This window comes from Bacteroides ovatus, from assembly GCF_001314995.1.
Lineage (GTDB): Bacteria > Bacteroidota > Bacteroidia > Bacteroidales > Bacteroidaceae > Bacteroides > Bacteroides ovatus.
The window spans coordinates 5,109,371-5,134,463 of the sequence record NZ_CP012938.1 but is presented as its reverse complement, the minus strand read 5'-3'; the positions used below and the strand labels follow the sequence as shown (position 1 = coordinate 5,134,463).

The window sequence follows — 25,093 nt, the reverse complement described above, 5'->3', positions numbered from 1 at the left end:
ATTCAGTAACTTACGTTACGATTCCTTCTTTCCATCATAACCCCATTTCACGTACACTGCGCCCCAAGTAAATCCGGCACCGAATGCAGTGAAAATGATGTTATCGCCTTTCTTGAGTTTATCTTCATAATCCCAGATACACAGAGGAAGTGTAGCGGCACTCGTGTTACCGTAATGCTCAATATTTACCAACACTTTATCCATTGGCACATCCATACGGTGAGCCACAGCCTCGATAATACGGACATTCGCCTGATGCGGAACAATCCAGTTGATACTATCTTTCGTCAGACCATTCTTTTCTGCGATTGCAGCAGAGACATCCGACATGTTGGATACAGCATATTTAAATACTGTTCTTCCTTCCTGAAACAGATAGTGCATTTTATTGTCTACTGTGAAATAAGACGGAGGACAAACCGAACCACCAGCTTTCATGTGGAGGAAAGGCAAACCTTTGCCATCTGTTCTCAGTATCGAATCCATGATTCCGTAATCTTCCGTAGTGGGCTCCACCATAAAGGCAGCAGCACCGTCACCGAAAATAGGGCATGTAGCACGATCTGTATAGTTAACCATTGACGACATCTTATCGGCACCGACAATGATAATTTTCTTATATCTTCCCGAACGGATGAAATTAGCAGCTGTCTCCATCAAATACAGGAATCCGCTACAAGCAGCCTGCAAGTCGAAGGCAAAAGCATTCTTTAGTCCGAGTTTATCACAAAGAATAGAAGCTGTAGAAGGGAAGTGATAGTCAGGAGTAGTGGTAGCAACAACAACCAAATCGATATCATCAGGATTAGCACCAGTCTTCTTCATCAACTGTTTGGCAGCTTTGCGTGCCATGTATGAACTACCTAATCCTTCCTCATTCAGAATATGTCTTTCCTTTACTCCGATACGAGTCATAATCCATTCGTCGTTGGTATCCACCATTTTTGATATCTCGTCGTTAGTCAAGATATAATCGGGTACGTACCCGCCGACTCCTGTGATTACTGCATTTATTTTTTCCATCAAACCTATTTTAAATTAGCAATACTATAATACTTAAAGCAGCCGGAGAGTTTCACCCCCAGGCTGTTTTCAGTATAACTGTACTAATTATACAGCTGCTTCTTTCTCAATAGCGAGCTTGCCTCTGTAATAGCCACAAGCACCACATACAGTGTGGTAAACGTGCCATTCACCGCAATTCGGACAAATAGCCAATGTAGGAGCTACTGCCTTATCATGAGTTCTTCTCTTCGCTTGTCTCGTACTTGATTGTCTTCTCTTAGGATGTGCCATTTTCTTAAAACTTTAATTATTATCTAATATTTTTTTTAATTCATTCCAGCGGGGATCAATTTGTTCCTCCACTTCTTCCTCAATTACGATGTCATCTCCACCTGTGTCGAAAGTATCATCGCTATCCTCATTCGCATTTGTTTTCAAATGCTTGTTCAATTTACCAGTCATCGCTTTATTGCACTTACCGGGAGCATGTACATGCTTCATGGGTACAGAGAGCGCAACAAACTCATACATGAACCATGCAACGTTGATTTCCCCTTCTTCCTCGGGAATCACAATCAGGTTGTCACCTTCTTCTGCATATTCATGTCCAAACTTTACCATCAGTTTATCAGAAGAACTGATAGGTAGCTCCATATCATCCAGACAACGGTCACATGGTACTGATACCATTCCCTCAGTCTGAAAACTCAGCTCGAAAGCACGAGAGGTTCTTTTCACGGTCAATGTAACATTCACCTTTCCTTTCTGAACTTCAGGACCATCAATGTGAGCGAAGTAAAGGTTATCCAATACAAACTCATACTTAGCAGAGTCTGTTTGCATTCCTTTCAAGTCAATTTTGTATTTATCAAACTTTCCCAAAGCTTCTCTCTTTTTTAAATCGTTAGCTTACAATTCGGGCGACAAAGATACAAATAAATATCCTCATAACATACAAATTATCAGTAAATATTCACTTTTTTAATAGGTATTATGAGGTTTGTATCTGTTAAAAACGGCGATATAAATACCAAAGTAATAAAAAAACAGAAAGCCTCGCCCGTCCAATAGACAAGCGAGGCTTCTTAAAAACGGCGGCTACCTACTCTCCCACTGTTACGCAGTACCATCGGCGTGACGAGGCTTAACTTCTCTGTTCGGAATGGGAAGAGGTGGAACCCTCGTGCTATAACCACCTGAATAAGGTTATGACATGATGAAAAGTAAAATCCTAGTGTCTAGCAAGCTAAACGTATATACCCAACCGGTACATGTCCGAAAGAAAGTGAACGGGCAATTAGTAATGCTCGGCTTTGATGTTACCACCTTTACACCTGCATCCTATCAACGTCATCGTCTTTGACGACCCTAAGAAATCTAATCTTGTGGCTGGCTTCGTACTTAGATGCTTTCAGCACTTATCCAATCCCGACTTAGATACCCAGCAATGCACCTGGCGGCACAACTGGTAAACCAGCGGTCAGTCCAACACGGTCCTCTCGTACTAGTGTCAGAGCCACGCAAATTTCATACGCCCACGATAGATAGAGACCGAACTGTCTCACGACGTTCTGAACCCAGCTCGCGTGCCACTTTAATGGGCGAACAGCCCAACCCTTGGGACCTTCTCCAGCCCCAGGATGTGACGAGCCGACATCGAGGTGCCAAACCCCTCCGTCGATATGAGCTCTTGGGAGGGATCAGCCTGTTATCCCCGGAGTACCTTTTATCCTTTGAGCGATGTCCCTTCCATACGGAAACACCGGATCACTATGCTCTAGTTTCCTACCTGATCGACTTGTCTGTCTCCCAGTCAAGCGCCCTTATGCCATTACACTCTACGGACGGTTACCAATCGTCCTGAGGGCACCTTTAGAAGCCTCCGTTACACTTTTGGAGGCGACCACCCCAGTCAAACTACCCACCAAACAGTGTCCTCGTAACAACGAGTTAGAACTCAAATAATCAAAGGGCCGTATTTCAACAGCGACTCCACAAATACTGGCGTACCTGCTTCAAAGTCTCCGGCCTATCCTACACATCAATTACCCAAATTCAATGTTAAGCTATAGTAAAGGTTCACGGGGTCTTTTCGTCCCATCGCGGGTAATCGGCATCTTCACCGATACTACAATTTCACTGAGCTCACGGTTGAGACAGTGTCCAGATCATTACACCATTCGTGCAGGTCGGAACTTACCCGACAAGGAATTTCGCTACCTTAGGACCGTTATAGTTACGGCCGCCGTTTACTGGGGCTTCAATTCAATGCTTCTCTTGCGATGACATCTCCTCTTAACCTTCCAGCACCGGGCAGGTGTCAGGCTGTATACGTAATCTTTCAATTTGGCACAGCCCTGTGTTTTTGTTAAACAGTTGCCTGGACCTATTCTCTGCGCCCAACTCTCGTTGGGACCCTTTATCCCGAAGTTACAGGGTCAATTTGCCTAGTTCCTTAACCGTGAATCACTCAAGCGCCTTAGTATATTCAACCCGACTACGTGTGTCCGTTTGCGGTACGGGTACCTTAAAGATTAAGTTTAGCGGATTTTCTTGGGAGTATGCTTACACGCACTATTACCTTATTCCGAAGAATTTGGTATACTATCAGGTTCGACTCTTATCCCGGATTTGCCTGGGATAATCAACATCTACACCCTTCAACGGACTATTCCGTCAGTCCGCGGCGCTGTCACTCCTCCGTCTCCACGTCACTCCTTAAGGTAGTACAGGAATATTAACCTGTTCTGCCATCGGCCTCACCGTTCGGCTGAGCCTTAGGACCCGACTAACCCTGATCCGATTAGCGTTGATCAGGAAACCTTAGTCTTTCGGCGAGGGGGTTTCTCACCCCCTTTATCGTTACTTATACCTACATTTGCTTTTCCACACGCTCCAGCAAAGCTCACGCTTCACCTTCGACGCAGAGTGGAATGCTCCCCTACCGATGTTAGTGTTTAGTTAACATCCCATAGCTTCGGTAAATTGCTTGATGCCCGATTATTATCCACGCCAAACTCCTCGACTAGTGAGCTGTTACGCACTCTTTAAATGAATGGCTGCTTCCAAGCCAACATCCTAGCTGTCTTAGCAATCTGACTTCGTTAGTTCAACTTAGCAATTATTTCGGGACCTTAGCTGATGGTCCGGATTCTTCTCCTTTAGGACATGGACCTTAGCACCCATGCCCTCACTCCTGGGATCGAACTACTGCGCATTCGGAGTTTATCAAGACTTGATAGGCGGTGAAGCCCTCGCATCTTATCAGTCGCTCTACCTCACAGTAGTAATTCCCAAGGCTGCACCTAAATGCATTTCGGGGAGTACGAGCTATCTCCAAGTTTGATTAGCCTTTCACCCCCACCCTCAGTTCATCCGGAAGCTTTTCAACGCTTATCGGTTCGGTCCTCCAGTTAGTGTTACCTAACCTTCAACCTGACCAAGGGTAGATCACTTGGTTTCGCGTCTACTCCTTCCGACTAATCGCCCTGTTAAGACTCGCTTTCGCTTCGGCTGCGGATCTCAAGATCCTTAACCTTGCCGGAAAAAGTAACTCGTAGGTTCATTATGCAAAAGGCACGCCGTCACTGCTGAAGCAGCTCCGACCGCTTGTAGGCGCACGGTTTCAGGGACTATTTCACTCTTCTATTCGAAGTGCTTTTCACCTTTCCTTCACAGTACTGGTTCGCTATCGGTCTCTCGGGAGTATTTAGCCTTACCGGATGGTCCCGGCAGATTCACGCAAGATTCCTCGTGTCCCGCGCTACTCAGGATACCACTACGCTTCATTTAGCTTCGAATACCGGACTATCACCGTCTATGGTTTCATTTTCCAAAGAATTCTTCTCACTAAATTTCTTGCGACATCGTGGTCCTACAACCCCAATATTGCCGTAACAACATTGGTTTGGGCTAATCCCCGTTCGCTCGCCACTACTAGGGGAATCATTATTATTTTCTTTTCCTACAGGTACTAAGATGTTTCAGTTCCCTGCGTTAGCCTCTTGCTATGCAAGATGTCATTCCTTCAGAATGACGGGTTGTCCCATTCGGAAATCTTCGGATCAAAGGTTATTTGCACCTGCCCGAAGCTTATCGCAGCTTATCACGTCCTTCATCGCCTCCGAGAGCCAAGGCATCCGCCATGCGCCCTTGCTTACTTTCTTTCAAACGTTTTATTCTCGTACTGGTATTGGTAGTGGAATTGCTTCCTTCTATCAATATTGCGTACTCGAACACGTACGGTTTGATATATACTTTTAGCTCTTACTAAAATTTTACTTTTTGTACATCATGTCAAAGATCGTTTCTCTTTTTCAGAGATAGTGGAGAATAACGGATTCGAACCGTTGACCCTCTGCGTGCAAGGCAGATGCTCTAGCCAGCTGAGCTAATCCCCCAAGAGGTTATTCAAGAATTTTGTTTTTTAGCTTTTAGCTTTCCCTGTTCCTCATTCTTGAGCTTGGTAGTCCCAGGCAGAGTTGAACTGCCGACCTCTACATTATCAGTGTAGCGCTCTAACCAACTGAGCTATAGGACTAGTTCAACCTTGTCTACCTTTCGTCTAGACTCGGCTTCTTTTTTCTCTTGTTTATCTCTATCTATACTTCTATAGATGGTTGATCTATATGTTATAAATAAACAAGTACCAGTAGTACAAAAAACAGAACCTTTAAAGTCTTTTAGTGGCTGCCACGTTTTGTGACAGTTACGGCATCGCTCCAGAAAGGAGGTGTTCCAGCCGCACCTTCCGGTACGGCTACCTTGTTACGACTTAGCCCCAATTACCAGTTTTACCCTAGGACGCTCCTTGCGGTTACGTACTTCAGGTACCCCCGGCTTTCATGGCTTGACGGGCGGTGTGTACAAGGCCCGGGAACGTATTCACCGCGCCATGGCTGATGCGCGATTACTAGCGAATCCAGCTTCACGAAGTCGGGTTGCAGACTTCGATCCGAACTGAGAGAGGTTTTTGGGATTAGCATCCTGTCACCAGGTAGCCGCCTTCTGTACCCCCCATTGTAACACGTGTGTAGCCCCGGACGTAAGGGCCGTGCTGATTTGACGTCATCCCCACCTTCCTCACATCTTACGACGGCAGTCTCTCTAGAGTCCTCAGCATAACCTGTTAGTAACTAAAGATAAGGGTTGCGCTCGTTATGGCACTTAAGCCGACACCTCACGGCACGAGCTGACGACAACCATGCAGCACCTTCACAACAGCCTTACGGCTATACTGTTTCCAATATATTCTGTTGCAATTTAAGCCCGGGTAAGGTTCCTCGCGTATCATCGAATTAAACCACATGTTCCTCCGCTTGTGCGGGCCCCCGTCAATTCCTTTGAGTTTCACCGTTGCCGGCGTACTCCCCAGGTGGAATACTTAATGCTTTCGCTTGGCCGCTTACTGTATATCGCAAACAGCGAGTATTCATCGTTTACTGTGTGGACTACCAGGGTATCTAATCCTGTTTGATACCCACACTTTCGAGCATCAGTGTCAGTAACAGTCTAGTGAGCTGCCTTCGCAATCGGAGTTCTTCGTGATATCTAAGCATTTCACCGCTACACCACGAATTCCGCCCACCTCTACTGTACTCAAGACTGCCAGTTTCAACTGCAATTTTACGGTTGAGCCGCAAACTTTCACAACTGACTTAACAATCCACCTACGCTCCCTTTAAACCCAATAAATCCGGATAACGCTCGGATCCTCCGTATTACCGCGGCTGCTGGCACGGAGTTAGCCGATCCTTATTCATATGGTACATACAAAATTCCACACGTGGAAAACTTTATTCCCATATAAAAGAAGTTTACGACCCATAGAGCCTTCATCCTTCACGCTACTTGGCTGGTTCAGGCTCTCGCCCATTGACCAATATTCCTCACTGCTGCCTCCCGTAGGAGTTTGGACCGTGTCTCAGTTCCAATGTGGGGGACCTTCCTCTCAGAACCCCTATCCATCGTAGTCTTGGTGGGCCGTTACCCCGCCAACAAACTAATGGAACGCATCCCCATCGATAACCGAAATTCTTTAATAAAAATATCATGCGATATTCGTATGCTATCCGGTATTAATCTTTCTTTCGAAAGGCTATTCCGGAGTTATCGGCAGGTTGGATACGTGTTACTCACCCGTGCGCCGGTCGCCATCTTCAGTTTGCAAGCAAACTAAAATGCTGCCCCTCGACTTGCATGTGTTAAGCCTGTAGCTAGCGTTCATCCTGAGCCAGGATCAAACTCTTCATTGTAAAAGTATTTTTTATCATCGGTTAAGATGACTTTTTTTGCTCTGTTCAGGACGCCGTAATTTTATTGACCTTATTCAAATACCTATTAGTCTTAATTGTATCACTACTTCATAAGACAAGTATTGACGGTTCTATTTTTTACTTGTACTACTTGTATTGTTTATCAATATTTCAAAGAACTAACGTGGCTTCCGCCGCGCCTGCTTTCTTTGCGAAAGCGGATGCAAAGATAAGGACTTTTTCAGATAACCTCCAAACTTTTTTCAAAGTTTTTTTGTTTTTATTTTCTGTGGCCTTCATCTTATAGCAGAATGTCAATCATTAGGCTCTGTCTCTCTAGCAAAGCGGGTGCAAAAGTAGACAACTTATCTATAACATCCAAATATATCTGACTATTTTTTCTAATTATTTTTTAGATATCCGCCCTAACTTACTGAATCATAACGATGTTGTAGAACATATTTTTCTTCATATATGTTACATCTATATGAAAACAGGCCGGAAATGGTACATTATTATATTACATACGCGCGTGTAGAGCAAATAACAAAAAGATATTCGCAAAGAGAGGGTAAAAAGAGAAGTACTCTTAAAGAAACAAACTAAAAAATAGATTTCTACAGGACAAGAACACATAAAAAAGTGAGAATAGCTATCTGTTATCACTCTACTTTAGTTTATAATTCGCTCCTACTAATCAATAAATAAATTACTATCCTAATTTCAGCATACAGGTATCTTTCTTTATAAGATATGCCACTTCATAGGCTTTCTTCTTATGTTCAATATCCATTTGCTTAGTAGTTGGCAAGGGCTCACTGCAGTGAACAAATAAGCTATCAGATGTAAACAAATAAGCTAACGATAGTAAACAAATTCGTTCACTGCAGTGAGCCGTTAAAAGACATTAGGGCTTATCAGAAGAATCACGAGGGATAAACATCTATTATATAAGGCATTGACGTCTATTGTATAGGAGAGTATAAGATAAAAGCGAATAGACAAGACACTTATTATAAACTGTTTAAGATAGAATCAGGACAAGACAGGGTGAGGGTAAAAAGTTACCCTCACCCTACTACCGCACTTACCCTCACACGTTGTAACCACGATGAATAAAGGAATTGAGCGAAGGTGTGAGGATGTGAGGGTAAAAGTGATACAAAAATTTAGTTGAAATGAAATATTAAAAGCATCCATGTTCTATTAAAAAAGAAGGAGCTGCACAGTGCAATGCATTCTTTCTGTTAAAACCTCCGGGATACTCAAACAAAAAGAACCTCCGTCTGTTACATTAGCGATTTAAACATAGTAACCTAAACTTTAAAATTATGGCTAGAGAAAGTGTAAAAATCCTACAAGGTAAATTAGATGTAGAAAGTTTAATTTCACAGTTGAACGCAGCATTGGCTGAAGAGTGGTTGGCATATTACCAATATTGGGTAGGTGCATTAGTAGTGGAAGGCGCCATGCGTGCCGACGTACAAGGTGAGTTCGAGGAACATGCCGAAGAAGAACGTAGACATGCACAGCTGCTTGCCGACCGTATCATCGAGCTGGAAGGGGTTCCGGTACTTGATCCGAAACAATGGTTCGAACTGGCAAGATGCAAATATGATGCTCCGCAAGGCTTCGATTCAGTCAGTTTGCTGAAGGATAATGTTGCTTCCGAACGCTGTGCCATTCTCCGTTATCAGGAAATTGCCGACTTTACTAACGGGAAAGATTTCACCACTTGTGATATCGCCAAACATATTCTTGCCGAAGAGGAAGAACATGAACAAGATTTACAAGATTATCTGACTGACATTGCCAGAATGAAGAAATCATTTCTCGAAAAGTAAATTCTAATTTAATAATGATTAGGTGAGAGAGGGTGCATCCGAAATACAGGATATGCCCTCTTTTATGTAATAGTACGATAAAAACCAAACTATTTTCAAACAAATCAAGAAGAAATCTTTCTTTTTTCGTATTTTTGTCCCAATATGCATGTTTAATCCAAGTAGATAACAACATCAACGAAAAGGAATGAAAGTAATTGATTTAATAAATAACAGTAAAGGTACAGCTTTTTCTTTCGAAATTCTCCCTCCTTTGAAGGGAACCGGAATCGAAAAGCTCTATCAGACAATCGACACTCTTCGAGAATTTGATCCGAAATATATCAATATCACCACGCATCGCAGCGAATATGTCTACAAAGATCTCGGCAACGGGCTCTTTCAGAGAAACCGCCTGAGAAGGCGTCCGGGAACAGTCGCTGTGGCGGCAGCCATTCAGAATAAATATAATATTACTGTGGTTCCTCATATCCTGTGCAGTGGTTTCACGCGTGAGGAGACCGAATATGTATTGCTGGATTTGCAATTTCTGAATATAACAGATTTGCTGGTACTCCGTGGAGACAAGGCTAAACATGAATCGGTATTTACTCCCGAAGGAGACGGATATCATCATGCGATTGAATTGCAGGAGCAGATTAATAATTTCAATAAGGGAATCTTCGTTGACGGTTCGGAGATGAAAGTCACCGCCAGTCCTTTCTCGTATGGTGTGGCGTGTTATCCGGAAAAGCATGAAGAATCTCCTAACATAGAGACAGATCTTTACTGGCTGAAAAAGAAGGTAGAAACTGGTGCAGAGTATGCTGTGACACAATTATTCTACGATAATAAGAAATATTTCGATTTTGTGGAGCAGGCTAAGGCAGCAGGTATCAACATTCCTATCATTCCGGGAATCAAGCCTTTCAAGAAAATCTCCCAACTAAGCATGATCCCCAAAACATTCAAGGTGGATTTACCGGAAGATCTGGTGAAAGAAGCATTGAAATGCAAGAATGATGCGGAAGCCGAACAGGTGGGTGTTGAATGGTGCGTGGCTCAATGCAAGGAGTTGATGGAACACGGAGTTCCGAGCATCCATTTCTATTCTATCGGAGCAGTAGACAGTATCAAGGAAATAGCCAAAATCATTTATTGATATGTTTTTCAGAGACGTAATCGGACAAGAAGAAATCAAGCAACGACTCATTCAGGAAGTGAACGAGGGGCGTATTCCACATGCCCAACTCATTTGCGGTCCCGAGGGAGTTGGTAAAATGCCATTGGCTATCGCATACGCACGCTACATCAGTTGCACCAATCGGGGCGAGGAAGATGCTTGCGGTGTCTGTCCGTCTTGTGTGAAATTCAATAAGCTGGTACATCCGGATGTGCATTTCGTATTCCCCATCGTGAAAAGTGCGAAAGGAAAGAAAGAAGTGTGCGATGATTATATTGCCGATTGGCGGCCATTCGTTATTAACAATCCTTATTTTAACCTCAACCATTGGTTGGGTGAAATGGACGCGGAGAACTCGCAAGCGCTGATTTATGCCAAAGAGAGCGATGAGATCCTGAAGAAGCTCAGTCTGAAATCCAGTGAAGGTGGATTTAAGATTACGATTGTATGGTTGCCGGAGAAAATGCACCCGGTATGCGCCAATAAGTTGCTGAAACTGCTTGAGGAGCCACCCGAAAAGACGATTTTTCTGTTGGTATCCGAAGCTCCGGACATGATTCTGCCTACCATTTTGAGCCGTACTCAACGTATGAATGTGCGGAAAATTGACGAAGCCAGCATCGACCGGGTATTGCAGAGTAAATATCATGTTCAGCCTGCGGATAGCATTTCGATTGCCCATCTGGCAAACGGAAATTTCGTCAAGGCACTCGAAACGATTCATCTGAATGAGGAAAATCAGTTATTCTTCGAGCTCTTCGTCAACCTGATGCGCTTGTCCTATCAACGGAAAATAAAGGAGATGAAGATGTGGAGCGAACAGGTGGCCAGCATGGGACGCGAACGCCAGAAAAACTTTCTGGAATATTGCCAGCGCATGATCCGCGAAAACTTTGTCTTTAACCTGCACCAGCGCAACCTAACGTATATGACCATTAATGAACAGAATTTTGCAACCCGCTTTGCGCCTTTTGTCAACGAACGTAACGTGATGGGCATCATGGACGAATTAAGCGAAGCGCAACTACATATAGAACAGAATGTAAATGCTAAAATGGTATTCTTCGACTTCTCGCTAAAGATGATTGTACTGTTGAAGCAATAATAAATATATAAACTTATGGAATATAAACTTCATAATGGAAGCGGTGGTCTTTGCTGCAAAGGATGCTCCCGACAAGATAAAAAGCTGAACACCTACGATTGGCTGGCGGACATTCCGGGCAATGCAGAAGAGAGTGACATGGTGGAAGTGCAATTCAAAAATACCCGGAAGGGATATTTTCGGAACAGCAACAAGATTAAACTGGAAAAAGGAGATGTAGTTGCCGTTGAAGCGGCTCCCGGCCATGACATCGGCGTGGTTACATTGACCGGCCGGCTCGTTCCCCTGCAAATGAAGAAAGCAAACTTCAAAGCAGATACGGAAATCAAGCGTGTCTATCGGAAAGCCAAGCCGGTAGATATGGAAAAGTTCAACGAAGCCAAAGCCAAAGAACACGCTACGATGATTCGTGCACGTCAGATTGCGTTGAATCTCAATCTGGATATGAAAATCGGAGACGTGGAGTATCAGGGGGATGGCAACAAAGCTATTTTCTACTATATTGCCGATGAGCGGGTAGACTTCCGGCAGCTGATTAAAGTATTGGCCGAAGCATTCCGCGTACGTATCGAAATGAAACAAATCGGTGCCCGTCAGGAAGCAGGACGCATCGGCGGAATCGGTCCTTGCGGACGCGAACTTTGCTGCGCTACATGGATGACGAGCTTCGTCTCTGTTTCTACCAGTGCAGCCCGTTTTCAGGATATCTCATTGAATCCGCAGAAACTTGCCGGACAGTGCGCTAAGCTGAAATGCTGTCTGAACTACGAGGTGGACTGTTATGTGGAAGCTCAAAAACGTCTCCCTTCAAGAGAGATAGAGTTGGAAACGAAAGATGGCACTTTCTATTTCTTCAAAGCGGATATTCTAAGCAATCAGGTTTCTTATTCTACGGATAAAAACTTCCCAGCCAATCTGGTCACTATCAGCGGCAAACGTGCGTTTGAAGTAATCTCCATGAATAAGAAAGGGATGAAACCGGACAGCTTGCTCGAAGAAGAAAAGAAACCGGAACCAAGAAAACCAGTTGATTTGCTGGAACAGGAAAGTGTTACCCGTTTCGACCGCAGCCGGAATAATAAAGAGAGCGGCAATAACGCTAACCGGAATAATAAAAAGAAGAAAAAAGGAAACAATAATAACGGAAACCGCCCGCAGCAGCAAGCAGAAGGCGGCAATCGTCCGCAACAACCTCAACGGGAGAATGAAAACCGCCCGCAACAGTCAGAAAACGGCAACAGAGGGGAAAGAGACAACCGCCCGAGAAATAACAATAACAACAACCGGAACAGAGGACAGAACCAGGGACGGAACAACGAAAACAGACGTCCGGAAAGAGGATCAAATCAGGAACGTCCACAAGGACAGGAACGGTCGAATCAGGAACGTCTGCAAGGTCAAGAACGTCCACAACAACAAGACCGTCAACGGGAACAGCAAGGACAGGAACGTCAAGAACGTCGTCCCAACCACGAGCGTCCTTCCAGACCGGAAAGAAATCAGAATCAGGAGAAACAGTCAACTAATGAAAAGCCTACTCAAGAATAGTATATTGAGTCTATTCAGCGCTTGCTTACTGACAGCCTGCAATGAACATACAGTGTATCACTCTTATCAATCCCTTCCCAACAAGGGATGGGGAAAGAGTGATACACTCTCTTTTCAGATTCCCATAACTGACAGCGTTCCCACTACTCTCCGGCTTTTTGCGGAAGTCCGCAACAGTATCGAATATCCTTATCATGACCTCCATTTATTTATCAGTCAGAATCTACAGGATTCTACGGTATGGCGCACTGATACCATTGCTTTCTGCCTGGCTGACTCTACCGGAAGATGGACGGGACACGGATGGGGAAGCATTTACCAATCGGAAACTTTTATTACATCTGTTCGCCCTTTACATCCTGCAAATTATACTATTAAAATTATGAGCGGAATGAAAGATGAAAAGTTACAAGGATTGAGCGATGTAGGTATCCGTATTGAGAAGCAGTAAGATTAGAGTCTTCTGCCACGTCCTGCATCAATGCGCAGGAAGATAAACAGCAATATCGTAAATCCCCATAAAGAAGAACCTCCATAGCTGAAGAAAGGCAATGGAATACCGATAACCGGAGTTAACCCCAGCACCATACCGATATTAATAAATAAGTGGAAAAGGAAAATACTGACAACCGAATATCCATAAACCCGCCCAAAGTTGGAAGTCTGCCGTTCGGACAGGAAGATTAATCGTAAGATCAAAATAAGGAAAGCCAACAGGACAGCAGCCGAACCGACAAATCCTTGCTCCTCACCCACTGTACAGAATATAAAGTCGGTATCCTGTTCGGGCACGTACTTTAATTTTGTTTGCGTACCATTCAGGAATCCTTTTCCTGTCAACCCACCGGAACCGATGGCAATCTTGGACTGATTCACGTTGTATCCGGCACCGGTCAAATCTTCTTCCAAACCGAGCACTACTTTGATACGGACTTGCTGGTGAGGTTCGAGCACATTATCAAATACATAGTTACTGGAATACAGGAAGCCGACAGAACCGATTGTAAACAGGGCAATCAGGAAATAAGTACGCTGCCGCTCACTTAATGCCAAATAAATCAGATAGCCTATCACCACAATACAAAGCGCCCATTGCACCCAAACGAGGCTAAAATGTACCCAATATTCGGATATTAAATAAGCAATCAATAATATAGCCAAACTTCCACCAATGATATTGCGGGTAGCAGACCATTTCTTGCGATATACCCACACCATACCACCGGCAAATAATAAGATCAATAGTAATACGATAAATTCTCCCAGTGGTGTAGGAGTATCGGCGATAAAGACTTCATCAAAACGGATGCCGACCACAAAGTAGATTACCGCACATACGCCCACAAAAAGCACTACTCCCGGCATTCCTTCACGATAAAGAACCAGAAAAAAAGCAAGATAAACCAATGCAGATCCTGTCTCCCGCTGCCCGATAATCAATAACATCGGGAGAAGAATGATGAATCCCAGAATAAAGGCACACTTTTCTTTCTTGATACTGAATGAATAAGAATTCATGTATTTAGCCAACGCCAAGGCCGTAGCGAACTTGGCAAACTCGGCGGGTTGCAGGCTCACAGGCCCCATGACAAGCCAAGAGCGTGATCCTTTGGTGTCCGGTGCTATGAAGATGGTAACAATGAGCAAGAGAATCATCCCCACATATATAATGTACGCGAACATATCATACATACGGTCTTCCAGCATCAACAGCACGAATCCGAGTCCGAAGGAACAGATAATCCACACGAACTGCTTGCCGGCACGGGTTGAGAAGTCGAGGAAGTCGCGTTCGCCATAGTCATAGCTGGCTCCGCAGACGCTAAACCATCCGCCAACAATCAGGAGCAGGTAAATAAAAATCGTTACCCAGTCCAGCGTTTTCCACAAACTATCGTTCCTCGTTACCATATAATATCACTCTGTTACTAAATTCTTCCGCCCTCAACTCGTTTTCCGGCGAGAGCTTGCCTTTCAAATACTGTTCCATCATCAGTGCGCCGAAAGGAACTCCATAAGTAGCCCCCCATCCGCCGTTCTCTACATAGACGGCAATAGCTATCTTCGGTTTGTTCATCGGCGCAAAGCCCATAAATACCGAGTGGTCGTGTCCGCGGTTCTGCGCAGTACCCGTTTTTCCACAGGCTTCCAAATCCGGAACCATCACTGACAGCATACGACAAGTTCCTCCGGTAGCTGCGCCACGCATCCCTTCTACGACTGATTCATAATGTCTTTTCTCAATAGTGGTATAGCGTGGTACGCGATAGATGCTGTCCAACTGATTATCTTGGATTTCCTTTACAATATGCGGTGTCACAAAGTATCCTCTGTTAGCTATGGTTGCTCCCAGGTTAGCAATCTGAAGGGGAGTGGATAGAATTTCCCCCTGTCCGATAGAGATACTGATTACTGTCAGTCCGTTCCAATGTCCGCGATAAGCTTTATCGTAGAACTGCGCATTCGGAATCAAGCCCCGTTTCTCTCCCGGCAAATCAACTCCCAGTTTGTAGCCAAATCCTTGCGAAACCATGTGGTCTTTCCAGACCGTAATGGCGTTTTGCGGCGAACCGTATTTACGATCGCCAAACATACGGAACAATCCCCAACAGAAATAGGAGTTGCACGATGTAGCAATAGCCGGAATCAATGGAATGGGAGATCCGTGAGAGTGGCAGCCTACTGTCAATCTTCCGTAATGGAACCCATGTGAACAAGGGAATGCCGGACTTTGTTCAGTGATAATTCCTTCTTGCAGGAACGTCAGTCCTTGCGCTGTCTTGAACGTAGATCCCGGAGGATACACTCCCATCAGGGCACGATTCAAAAGCGGTTTGGTCATATCACGTTGCAAGGCCAGATGATTCTTACCACGCTGGCGGCCAATCATCAAATGCGGGTCATAATTGGGAGAGGATACCAGACAAAGGATTTCTCCGGTTTCCGGTTCGATAGCCACAATACTTCCAATCTTATTCTTTAATAAACGTTCACCCAGCATCTGTAAGTCAATATCCAGACTCAATGTCAGGTTCTTGCCGGGAACGGAAGGACGGTCATATTCACCATCCATATAATGCCCTTGGATACGACCGTGTGCATCACGAAGCAGAATCTCAATTCCTTTCTCGCCACGAAGGTACTTTTCATACGATTTCTCGACTCCTAACTTGCCGACATAATCCCCACGGATGTAGTATCCTTCTTCATCCGCTTCCATTTCTTTTGCGGAGACTTCTCCTATATCTCCCAAAGCATGGGCGGCAGCATTGTACGAATATTGACGAATGGTACGCCGTTGGATATAAAAGCCACGAAACTTAAACAGCTTTTCCTGAAAGACACCACATTCTTCCGCCGAAAGTTGCGACATAAACAACTGGTTGGTATAGCGGGAATACCCCGGATTGCGGCGACGGTCTTTCATGTCGCTCATTATTTTGAGAAACTGCGCACGGGTGATATTCAGCGATTGGCATAAATCGAGTGTGTCCAGATTCTCTATTTCCTTTGGCACGATCGTTATGTCGTATGCCGGCTGGTTGAATACCAATAGTTTACCGGTCCGGTCATAAATAGCGCCACGCGAGGGGTATTGGATCTTATTCAGAAAAGCGTTACTGTCAGCATTCTTCTTGTAGTCATCGGTCGTGATCTGCAATACAAAAAGACGTATCAGATAAATCAAAACAATGGAGATAGCAATGCCTCCGATTACAAATTTGCGCTTCTCTAAGATATAATCTTTTGCCATCGTTACTTCTTAATCCCTTCTATAGCTATGATACAGGTTACAGTCAGAATAGTGCAAAGAAGCACTCGCAACAGTAACAGCCAAATGCTGGTAAATGAGAAGAACTCAATGGAGAGTAATGCCAGACTGTGCACAAAAACACTTGCAGTAGTATATTTTAAGAAAGGACTGATTCCCATCGTCTTGAAAGAGGGAATAAGGCTGTCCGGATTATCACGGGGCATGAACAGACGAAGCAAAGAGGGACGGAGAAAGGCAAGCAATACGGTAGCTGCCGCATTCATTCCCGGAGTATCGGAGAATATATCAATGGTCAGCCCGAAGAAAAAAGCCCACAACATCAGTTCATTCCGGGAAGTGCCGGAGCTGAATTTCAGAATAAAATAGATATAGAGAAAAGGAGTAGCATAGCCGGCAATATGTACACTATTAAGGATTAGCACCTGAAGAAGTACCAAGCCGATAAACCATCCGATTCTATGTATATAAGTAATAATCATTCTTTCATCACCTTATTTTCAAGTTTCTTCTGTTCTTCCTGACCTGTCCGGGCTACCACCCGAACGTCACTCAACTTACCGAAATCAGTAGCCAGCTTGATTTTCAACAGATAGGAAAGTCCGTCATTAGAGTCGGACATATCATCTACCGTCCCCACCATTATACCTTCGGGAAAGACAGTGGAGAAACCACTGGTAACGACTGTATCTCCCAAATTAAACTCTGCATGACGAGGCAAGTCTTTCAGATAAGCATAGCGCGAATCTCCATGTTCCCATTTCAGGTAGCCGAAATAATCACTGCCGATAATCTTGCAACTGATATTCGACTTGCTGTTCAGTACCGAAATCACCACCGAGTAGGAAGGAGATGTTTCATAAACAATCCCTACAATCCCATTACCGTCCACTACTCCCATTTCGGAGCGAATACCGGAAGAGGAACCTTTATCGAGCGTGATATAATTATCAACCAGATTCAAACTGTTCTTTATCACATGCGCTTTAAACAACTGATAATCCGCTTGCGGCACCTGCCGGATGCTGTTGATTGCCATAGAATCGAGCTGCTGCTCTCTCAATGCTTTTTCCAGATTAGTGATCTGTTGTTCGAGCACCATGTTGCGATCCAATAGATCTTCGTTGACTGATTTCAGATGAAAATAAGAGGAAATCCCTCCCGAAACTTCATAAACTGCCCCCACAACCGTATTGGCAGAAGTGAAGAATGCACTCTGCTGATAACGGTTGAACCGAAATAACAAAACAAAACTGGCTACCTCCAATAAGATGAAGAGGAACCAGTAATTGTATTTCAGAAGGAAGTTTAATAAATTCCTCATCCCCGGTTTATCTCATTAAGAAAGAGAAACGGTCTACGTTCTTCAATGCCACTCCTGTACCTTTGGCAACTGCATGCAAAGGATCTTCCGCAATATGGAAAGGAATGTTGATCTTATCGGTCAATCTCTTATCCAGTCCGCGAAGCAATGCACCACCTCCGGAGAGATAGATACCATTGTGCACAATATCAGCATACAGTTCAGGAGGTGTATTTTCCAATGCACTCAAGATAGCAGTTTCGATCTTTGAAATTGATTTCTCCAGACAGTGGGCTACTTCCTGGTAGCATACAGGCACCTCCATCGGAAGAGCCGTGATACGGTTCGGACCGTGAACGATATAATCTTCCGGAGCATCATCACCCAGTTCGGTTAAAGCAGCACCTACATTGATTTTGATACGTTCTGCCATACGCTCGCTGACTTTCACATTGTGCTGACGGCTCATATATTCGCGAATATCCTCTGTCAGGTCATCACCGGCTGTGCGGATGGAGTTGTTGGAAACGATACCTCCCAAAGAGATAACGGCAATTTCCGTAGATCCACCACCTATATCGACAATCATGTTTCCTTCCGGAGCTTCCACATCGATGCCGATACCGATTGCCGCAGCCATCGGCTCGAAAATCAAATAAACATCACGACCGCCGGCATGTTCCGCAGAGTCGCGGACAGCACGGAGTTCAACTTCCGTACTTCCCGAAGGAACGCCAATCACCATGCGAAGAGAAGGTGAAAACAAATGGTTGCGAGTATTCACCTGCTTTATCAAACCGCGCATCATCTGCTCGCAAGCATAGAAGTCGGCAATCACTCCGTCTCTCAACGGACGGATGGTACGTATGTTTTCGTGGGTTTTTTCATGCATCAACTTCGCCTTTTCCCCCACGGCAATCATCTTTTCTGTACGGCGATCCAGAGCTACAACCGAAGGCTCATCCACCACGATTTTTCCGTTCGTGATGATGATAGTATTGGCTGTGCCCAAGTCCATTGCTATCTCTTGTGTAAAAGAAAATAATCCCATTTTTTTATTTACTATTTGACAATTTACTATTTACTATTTGATACATACTTATTACTATCTGACAATCAAATCCATATTGCCGAACGGCTGAATAGTAAATTGTAAATTGTCAAATAGTAAATCGCTTTAGTGTTTAAAATGACGGATACCGGTAGTCACCATCGCCATACCGTGCTCATTGCAATAAGCAAAGGATAAATCGTCTTTTACCGAACCTCCCGGTTGGATAACAGCCGTAATACCTTCTTTATCTGCAATTTCCACACAGTCGGGGAACGGGAAGAAGGCATCGGAAGCCATTACTGCACCATTCAGGTCGAAGCCGAATGATTTGGCTTTTTCAATTGCTTGTTTCAATGCGTCTACACGTGAAGTCTGTCCTACACCGCTTGCAAGAAGTTGTTTATCCTTTGCCAATACGATGGCGTTGGATTTGCTGTTCTTTACAATTTTGTTGGCAAACAACATATCTTCCACTTCTTCCGGAGTAGGAGTTTTGTCTGTCACGGTTTTCAGGTCGGCTACCGTTTCAATATTAGTATCTTTATCCTGCACCAATACGCCATTCAGCAAAGCGCGGAATTGTTTCTTAGGCAATTTAGCTTCCTTACGAACGAGGATGATGCGGTTCTTTTTCTGTCCCAGGATTTCGAGTGCATCCACATCATAATCCGGCGCGATAATCACTTCAAAGAAAATCTTGTTGATTTCTTCCGCAGCTTCTTTGTCGATGACACCATTCGTAATCAATACACCGCCGAAAGCAGAAACCGGATCACCGGCCAATGCGTCTTTCCAAGCTTCCAAAACTGTAGCACGGGAAGCTAATCCGCAAGCGTTGTTGTGTTTCAGGATAGCGAAAGTGAGGTCATCGAATTCGTCGATCAGGTCAACGGCTGCGTTGATGTCGAGAAGATTGTTATAAGAGATTTCTTTTCCGTGAATCTGGTCGAACATTGCTTCCAGATTTCCGTAGAAATAACCTTTCTGATGTGGGTTCTCACCGTATCGAAGTTGCTTCTGGCTATTAACAGAGCAACGGAAAGCAGAACCTTCGCCGGCATCGAAATAGTTGAAAATAGCCGAATCGTAGTGAGAAGAAACGGCAAATGCTTCTTTAGCCATCCAGCGACGTTCTTCGAGTGAAGAAGTAGCGCCGTGTTCCATCAACATATCCAATAATGGTTTGTATTGAGCTTGAGAAGCTACGATGATTACATCGTTGTAGTTCTTGGCTGCAGCACGAATCAGTGAGATTCCGCCTATATCGATTTTTTCAATAATGTCTGCTTCAGATGCACCGGAAGCTACAGTAGCTTCGAACGGATACAAATCAACAATAACCAGATCTATCTCGGGAATTTCATATTTCTCAATCTGTTGCATATCCTGTTCCAGGCCGCGACGACAAAGAATACCTCCGAAAATTTTCGGATGTAATGTCTTTACTCTACCACCGAGAATAGAAGGATAAGTGGTCAAATCTTCCACTGCCTTGCAAGGATATCCCAATGATTCAATAAACTGACGAGTTCCGCCTGTTGACAAAAACTCTACTCCCTCTTCATGAAGTTTGGTAATAATTTCATCCAAACCTTCTTTATGGTATACAGATACCAATGCAGTTTTTATTCTTTTAGACTCTGACATTGAATTGCTTATTAAGTATTTGGTGTGCAAAGTTACGAAATATTGTTTATCGTACGTAATAAATAAGGTGTGAATTAATAAAAAAAAGCGTTGACTCTCCTCAACGGAAAATCAACGCCTCTTCGCATATATGTTCTCTATTCAAAAACTATTACCAGATAGATACTCGTTTTTCTTTAGGTACGAACATCGAATCCTGTTCGGTGATTTTGAATGCTTCATACCAATTCTGGATATGAGGAAGAGCACCGTCCACACGCCATTTGCCTAATGAGTGAGGATCAAGTTTGGTTAATCGGAGAATCTCTTCCGGACGGATATTTCCTGCCCACACATTAGCGTAAGCCAGGAAGAAACGTTGTTCCGGAGTAAATCCGTCAACAATTTCCAGCGGTGCGGCTTCTGTTGCATTCTTGAATGCCTGGAAAGAAACTTGCAAACCTCCGTGGTCGGCGATGTTCTCTCCAAGTGTCAGGCTACCGTTTGCGTGTACGCCCGGAGCAACTTCGATGCTATCAAAGAAGTTAACCATCACCTGTGCCCGTTCTTCGAACTTTTTAGCATCTTCTTCTGTCCACCAGTCTTTCAGGTTTCCGTCTTTGTCATATTGACGTCCCTGATCGTCAAATCCATGAGTCATTTCATGGCCGATTACCACGCCGATTGCACCGTAGTTCATAGCATCGTCCGCATTCATATCGAAGAACGGAGGTTGCAGGATAGCTGCCGGGAAGCAGATTTCATTGGTAGTCGGGTTATAATAAGCGTTCACTGTTTGAGGAGTCATCAACCATTCATCCTTGTCTACCGGTTTGCCGGCTTTGGCAATCATTTCGTTGTAATCCCATTCGTTGGCACGCTCGATATTTGCCCAGTAAGAATCATCTTTGATCTCCAGTGCGGAGTAATCTTTCCATTTATCAGGATAACCTATTTTTACATGGAAGGTTGCCAGTTTCTCCAACGCTTTTTCCTTGGTCGGTTCACTCATCCATTCCAAACCTTTAATACGTTCTCCCAAAGAAGTTTGCAGGTTCTTCACCAGTGTAACCATACGTTCTTTGGCAGCAGCCGGGAAGTACTTCTCTACATACATCTGTCCTACCACTTCGCCAAGTACACCATCTACGGTGCTCACGGAACGTTTCCAGCGAGGTTGCATTTCTTTCTTTCCAGACATTGTCCTACTGTAGAAGTCGAAGTTTTGTGCTTCAAAATCATCGCTTAGATAAGAAGCGGCAGCATCTATCAATCCCCATTGGAGGTACAATTTCTGATCGTCCAGTGATACGGTATTAATCACATCGGCTACTTCCTTCATGGCAGCAGGCTGACCTACGTTCACTTCTTCCAAATCTTTCAAACCGGAAACGGTGAAATAAGTATCCCAGTCAAAAGTAGGGAAGTTCTTTTTCAGCGTCGCCCTATCCATCTTGTTATAATTAGCATGAGGATCACGTAATTCCACTTGTGAACGAGCCGCTTTCGCCAAGCGAGTTTCGATGTTCATCACTGCTTTCACCGCTTTCTGTGCAGTAGCCTCATCATAACCTGCCAACTGGAACATTTTGGCGATATGTTCCTGATATTTATTACGGATATTTTTAGTCTGCTCGTCATTCTCCAGATAATAGTCACGCTGTCCCATTCCGATACCGCCTTGATAGGTCTGTACGATATTCATGGAACTGTTCATATCATCCGCACTTACAAACATGGTGAAGTAAGGACGGATGCCTTTCTTCTGGCTCTCTGCGATATATGCGTAGATTTCTCCTTTATCCTTGAGAGCGTCAATGGCTGCCAGTTCTGCTTTGATCGGAGCTACACCTTCCTGATTCAGCTTCACGCTATCCATTGCGATATTATAAAGATCACCTACTTTCTGCGCAGCACTGCCCGGTGCATTATCTTTCTTCGCTGCCAATTCGGCAATCAATGCTTTCAGTTGTTCACGACTGTTTTCGCGCAACATGTCGAATGTACCGAAACGTGAATACTCGTCTGTCAGCGGATGATCTTTCACCCAACCTCCACAGGCATATTGATAAAAACTTGTACCCGGCATAGCCGTGGTATCCAGATTAGCAAGGTCGATACCGGACGTCAGCACGGCCTCTTTCTTACTGTTACATCCTGTTGTCATAAGGCATACGGCAAGAATTGGTAAATACTTGGTTACTTTCATATTGTATAAATAATTAAATAGTCTCTCTAATCAACAATCATCCTACCCGCAGTCCGGCACCGAGGAAGAAGGTGACCGACACCGAGGAACGCCTCGTTCCTCAACGAGAAACACCTGTTTCGACACCGAGAAACAGATACCCGCCAGGAATACCTTCTACCGAGGTATAGCATTTCTCTCACATAGTGCCCGGAAGTATGCGTTTTGTTCTAGTTTTTCGCTTCTTCCAGTTCCATCGAAACCCGCTCCCACTCTTCAACAATGCCATCCAACTGTTGCTTCAGTTTTTGATGCCGTTCATAGAGCTGCATATCCGAAGCTCCTTCGGGAGTTGCCATCTTCGCTTCTACGATAGCAATCGCGGATTCGGTTTCCTCTATTGAAGCTTCACAGTCCGCCACCTGGCGTTCGAGTTTCTTAATCTTCTTATTAAGTTCTTTCTGGGCTTCGTAAGAGAGCTTATTCTCCGAAGGCTGAACGGTTTCAGGTTCATTACCTTTAGCTGAAGCCGTGGGAGAAGCCGACAATCCCGCTCCTTTCTGAAGCTCGTTCAAGCTATCTATCTTTTTCTTTTGCAAGAATTCATAGATACCTCCAAGATGTTCTTTTACAAGTCCACCACCGAACTCATATACTTTAGTCGCAAGTCCATCCAAAAAATCACGGTCGTGGCTGACAAGAATCACTGTTCCGTCAAATTCGCGGATAGCTTCCTTCAAAACATCTTTCGAACGCATATCCAAATGATTGGTCGGTTCGTCCAGAATCAGTAGATTTACGGGTTCCAGCAGAAGTTTAATCATCGCCAATCGCGTACGTTCTCCTCCGGAAAGGACTTTCACCTTTTTATCCGAAGCTTCGCCTCCAAACATGAAAGCTCCCAGTATATCACGTATCTTCAGACGGATATCTCCTGTCGCTACCCGGTCAATCGTATCGAATACAGTCAGGTTCTCATCCAACATTTGTGCCTGGTTCTGCGCAAAATAACCGATTTGTACATTATGTCCGATCGTTAGTTTGCCTTCGAAATCAATCTCGTCCATGATACATTTCACCAAGGTAGACTTACCCTCTCCGTTCTTCCCGACGAAAGCCACTTTCTCTCCCCTGTTGATAGTCAGGTTGACATCATGGAAAACGACATGGCTGCCATACGCTTTGCGTACATCCTCGCAAATCACGGGATAGTTTCCGCTACGACTGGCTGGAGGGAATTTTAAACGCAAGGCAGAATTATCTTCCTCGTCCACTTCGATGCGGTCTATCTTTTCCAGTTGCTTGATACGGCTTTGCACCTGTACGGCCTTCGTTGCTTTATAGCGGAAGCGTTCGATGAATTCTTCTGTATCCTGTATTTGTTTCTGCTGATTTTCGTAAGCACGGAGTTGCTGTTCACGGCGTTCTTTACGCAGGACTACAAACTCATCGTACTTCACTTTGTAGTCGTAAATCTGACCGCAAGTGATTTCGATGGTGCGGGTAGTTACGTTATTCAAGAAAGCACGGTCATGGCTGACTAATACGACTGCATTGGCACGTGTAGACAAAAAGTTTTCCAACCATTGGATACTTTCAATATCAAGGTGATTGGTCGGCTCATCGAGCAAAAGCACGTCCGGGCGTCGTAAAAGCAGTTTTGCCAATTCGATACGCATACGCCATCCACCGGAAAACTCCGAAGTAGGGCGTTCAAAATCTTCCCGGCTGAATCCCAATCCGAGAAGTGTCCGTTCGATTTCCGCCTGAAAGTTCGTACCGCCCATCATCAGAAACCGGTCGTTTTCATGCGTGAAACGGTCTATCAACTGATGATATTCTTCCGAATCGTAGTCTGTCCGTTCCGCCAGTTCCTGATTCATCCGTTCCAACTTCGCCTGAAGCTCAAATATATGTTCGAATGCCAGTTCTGCCTCTCCCATCACCGTCCGGTTGTCGGAAAGAATCATGACCTGTGGCAAATATCCGATGGTTACATCTTTCGGAGTAGCTACCACTCCGCGTGTCGGTGACTGCAAACCTGCCAATATCTTCAGCATGGTTGATTTGCCGGCACCATTTTTGCCGACCAATGCAATGCGGTCTTTCTTATTAATTACATAGCTGACGTCCTCAAAAAGCGGCGTCGCATTAAATTCTACTGATAATCCTTCTACTGAAATCACTTCTGCTTCTGATTTATAACATTTTGGACTGCAAAGATACTGAATA

The 25,093-nt window shown here is 44.5% G+C and carries 16 protein-coding genes, 2 tRNA genes and 3 rRNA genes; 5 read left to right on the top strand and 16 right to left on the bottom strand.

All coding sequences use genetic code 11. The features are described from left to right. Window positions 1-15 precede the first annotated feature (15 nt). From Bovatus_RS19325 to Bovatus_RS19290, 8 genes are all read right to left on the bottom strand, one after another. Entirely contained in the window at window positions 16-1,023 is a 1,008-nt protein-coding gene (locus Bovatus_RS19325) for a beta-ketoacyl-ACP synthase III (protein WP_004297146.1), read from the bottom strand. A gap of 87 nt (window positions 1,024-1,110) precedes the next feature. Beyond that, a complete protein-coding gene (gene rpmF, locus Bovatus_RS19320) occupies window positions 1,111-1,296 on the bottom strand; it encodes a 50S ribosomal protein L32 (RefSeq protein WP_004296852.1) in 186 nt (61 codons plus the stop codon). Between the two features lie 12 nt (window positions 1,297-1,308). After that, window positions 1,309-1,887 carry a YceD family protein gene (locus Bovatus_RS19315; protein ID WP_004297143.1) on the bottom strand — a complete coding sequence of 193 codons (579 nt, stop codon included), beginning with the start codon at window positions 1,885-1,887 and terminating at the stop codon, window positions 1,309-1,311. Window positions 1,888-2,094: 207 nt separating this feature from the next. Continuing rightward, window positions 2,095-2,205: ribosomal RNA gene (rrf, locus tag Bovatus_RS19310) — 5S ribosomal RNA — on the bottom strand. A 77-nt stretch (window positions 2,206-2,282) separates the two neighbouring features. Beyond that, a 23S ribosomal RNA gene (locus tag Bovatus_RS19305) occupies window positions 2,283-5,171 on the bottom strand. 160 nt (window positions 5,172-5,331) lie between these two features. Beyond that, window positions 5,332-5,405 (bottom strand) — tRNA-Ala (locus Bovatus_RS19300). Window positions 5,406-5,468: 63 nt separating this feature from the next. After that, window positions 5,469-5,545 (bottom strand) — tRNA-Ile (locus Bovatus_RS19295). Between the two features lie 185 nt (window positions 5,546-5,730). Beyond that, window positions 5,731-7,259, bottom strand: a 16S ribosomal RNA gene (locus Bovatus_RS19290). Together the 16S, 23S and 5S rRNA genes with 2 tRNA genes alongside form the textbook arrangement of a ribosomal RNA operon. A 1,331-nt stretch (window positions 7,260-8,590) precedes the next feature. On the opposite strand from Bovatus_RS19290, the gene Bovatus_RS19280 reads away from it, so the two are divergent. From Bovatus_RS19280 to gldH, 5 genes are all read left to right on the top strand, one after another. Then, window positions 8,591-9,103, top strand: coding sequence for a ferritin-like domain-containing protein (locus Bovatus_RS19280; RefSeq protein ID WP_004299950.1), 513 nt, complete (start codon window positions 8,591-8,593; stop codon window positions 9,101-9,103). Window positions 9,104-9,290: 187 nt separating this feature from the next. Further along, complete coding sequence (gene metF / locus Bovatus_RS19275) at window positions 9,291-10,244, top strand: methylenetetrahydrofolate reductase [NAD(P)H] (protein WP_004299949.1); 954 nt, start codon at window positions 9,291-9,293, stop codon at window positions 10,242-10,244. Window position 10,245: 1 nt separating this feature from the next. After that, a complete protein-coding gene (locus Bovatus_RS19270; RefSeq protein ID WP_004299948.1) occupies window positions 10,246-11,370 on the top strand; it encodes a DNA polymerase III subunit in 1,125 nt (374 codons plus the stop codon). A 15-nt stretch (window positions 11,371-11,385) separates the two neighbouring features. Continuing rightward, entirely contained in the window at window positions 11,386-12,918 is a 1,533-nt protein-coding gene (locus Bovatus_RS19265) for a PSP1 domain-containing protein (RefSeq protein WP_004299947.1), read from the top strand. Next, window positions 12,896-13,369: a gliding motility lipoprotein GldH gene (gene gldH / locus Bovatus_RS19260; RefSeq protein WP_004299946.1), complete on the top strand. Its 474-nt coding sequence runs from the start codon at window positions 12,896-12,898 to the stop codon at window positions 13,367-13,369. Before Bovatus_RS19265 ends, gldH begins: the two co-directional genes overlap by 23 nt. A 2-nt stretch (window positions 13,370-13,371) precedes the next feature. On the opposite strand, the gene rodA is transcribed toward gldH, so the two are convergent. The 8 genes from rodA to Bovatus_RS19220 all read right to left on the bottom strand — a co-directional run bounded on the left by rodA (window position 13,372) and on the right by Bovatus_RS19220 (window position 25,047). Next, on the bottom strand, window positions 13,372-14,829 hold the full coding sequence (rodA, locus tag Bovatus_RS19255; protein ID WP_004299945.1) for a rod shape-determining protein RodA: 1,458 nt from the start codon (window positions 14,827-14,829) through the stop codon (window positions 13,372-13,374). After that, entirely contained in the window at window positions 14,810-16,672 is a 1,863-nt protein-coding gene (gene mrdA / locus Bovatus_RS19250; RefSeq protein ID WP_004299944.1) for a penicillin-binding protein 2, read from the bottom strand. Before mrdA ends, rodA begins: the two co-directional genes overlap by 20 nt. Before the next feature lie 2 nt (window positions 16,673-16,674). Further along, entirely contained in the window at window positions 16,675-17,172 is a 498-nt protein-coding gene (gene mreD, locus Bovatus_RS19245) for a rod shape-determining protein MreD (RefSeq protein WP_004299943.1), read from the bottom strand. Further along, complete coding sequence (gene mreC, locus Bovatus_RS19240; RefSeq protein WP_004299942.1) at window positions 17,169-18,014, bottom strand: rod shape-determining protein MreC; 846 nt, start codon at window positions 18,012-18,014, stop codon at window positions 17,169-17,171. The genes mreD and mreC overlap by 4 nt, the downstream gene beginning before the upstream one ends. A 7-nt stretch (window positions 18,015-18,021) precedes the next feature. Continuing rightward, a complete protein-coding gene (locus tag Bovatus_RS19235) occupies window positions 18,022-19,044 on the bottom strand; it encodes a rod shape-determining protein (RefSeq protein ID WP_004299941.1) in 1,023 nt (340 codons plus the stop codon). Between the two features lie 126 nt (window positions 19,045-19,170). Further along, window positions 19,171-20,694 (bottom strand): bifunctional phosphoribosylaminoimidazolecarboxamide formyltransferase/IMP cyclohydrolase, encoded by a 1,524-nt coding sequence (gene purH, locus Bovatus_RS19230; protein WP_004299940.1) that lies wholly within the window; start codon window positions 20,692-20,694, stop codon window positions 19,171-19,173. Between the two features lie 151 nt (window positions 20,695-20,845). Further along, the gene (locus Bovatus_RS19225) at window positions 20,846-22,882 is read right to left on the bottom strand and encodes a M13 family metallopeptidase (protein WP_004299939.1); all 2,037 of its coding nucleotides are present in this window, start codon (window positions 22,880-22,882) and stop codon (window positions 20,846-20,848) included. 209 nt (window positions 22,883-23,091) lie between these two features. Beyond that, on the bottom strand, window positions 23,092-25,047 hold the full coding sequence (locus Bovatus_RS19220; protein WP_004299938.1) for an ABC-F family ATP-binding cassette domain-containing protein: 1,956 nt from the start codon (window positions 25,045-25,047) through the stop codon (window positions 23,092-23,094). Window positions 25,048-25,093: the final 46 nt, after the last annotated feature.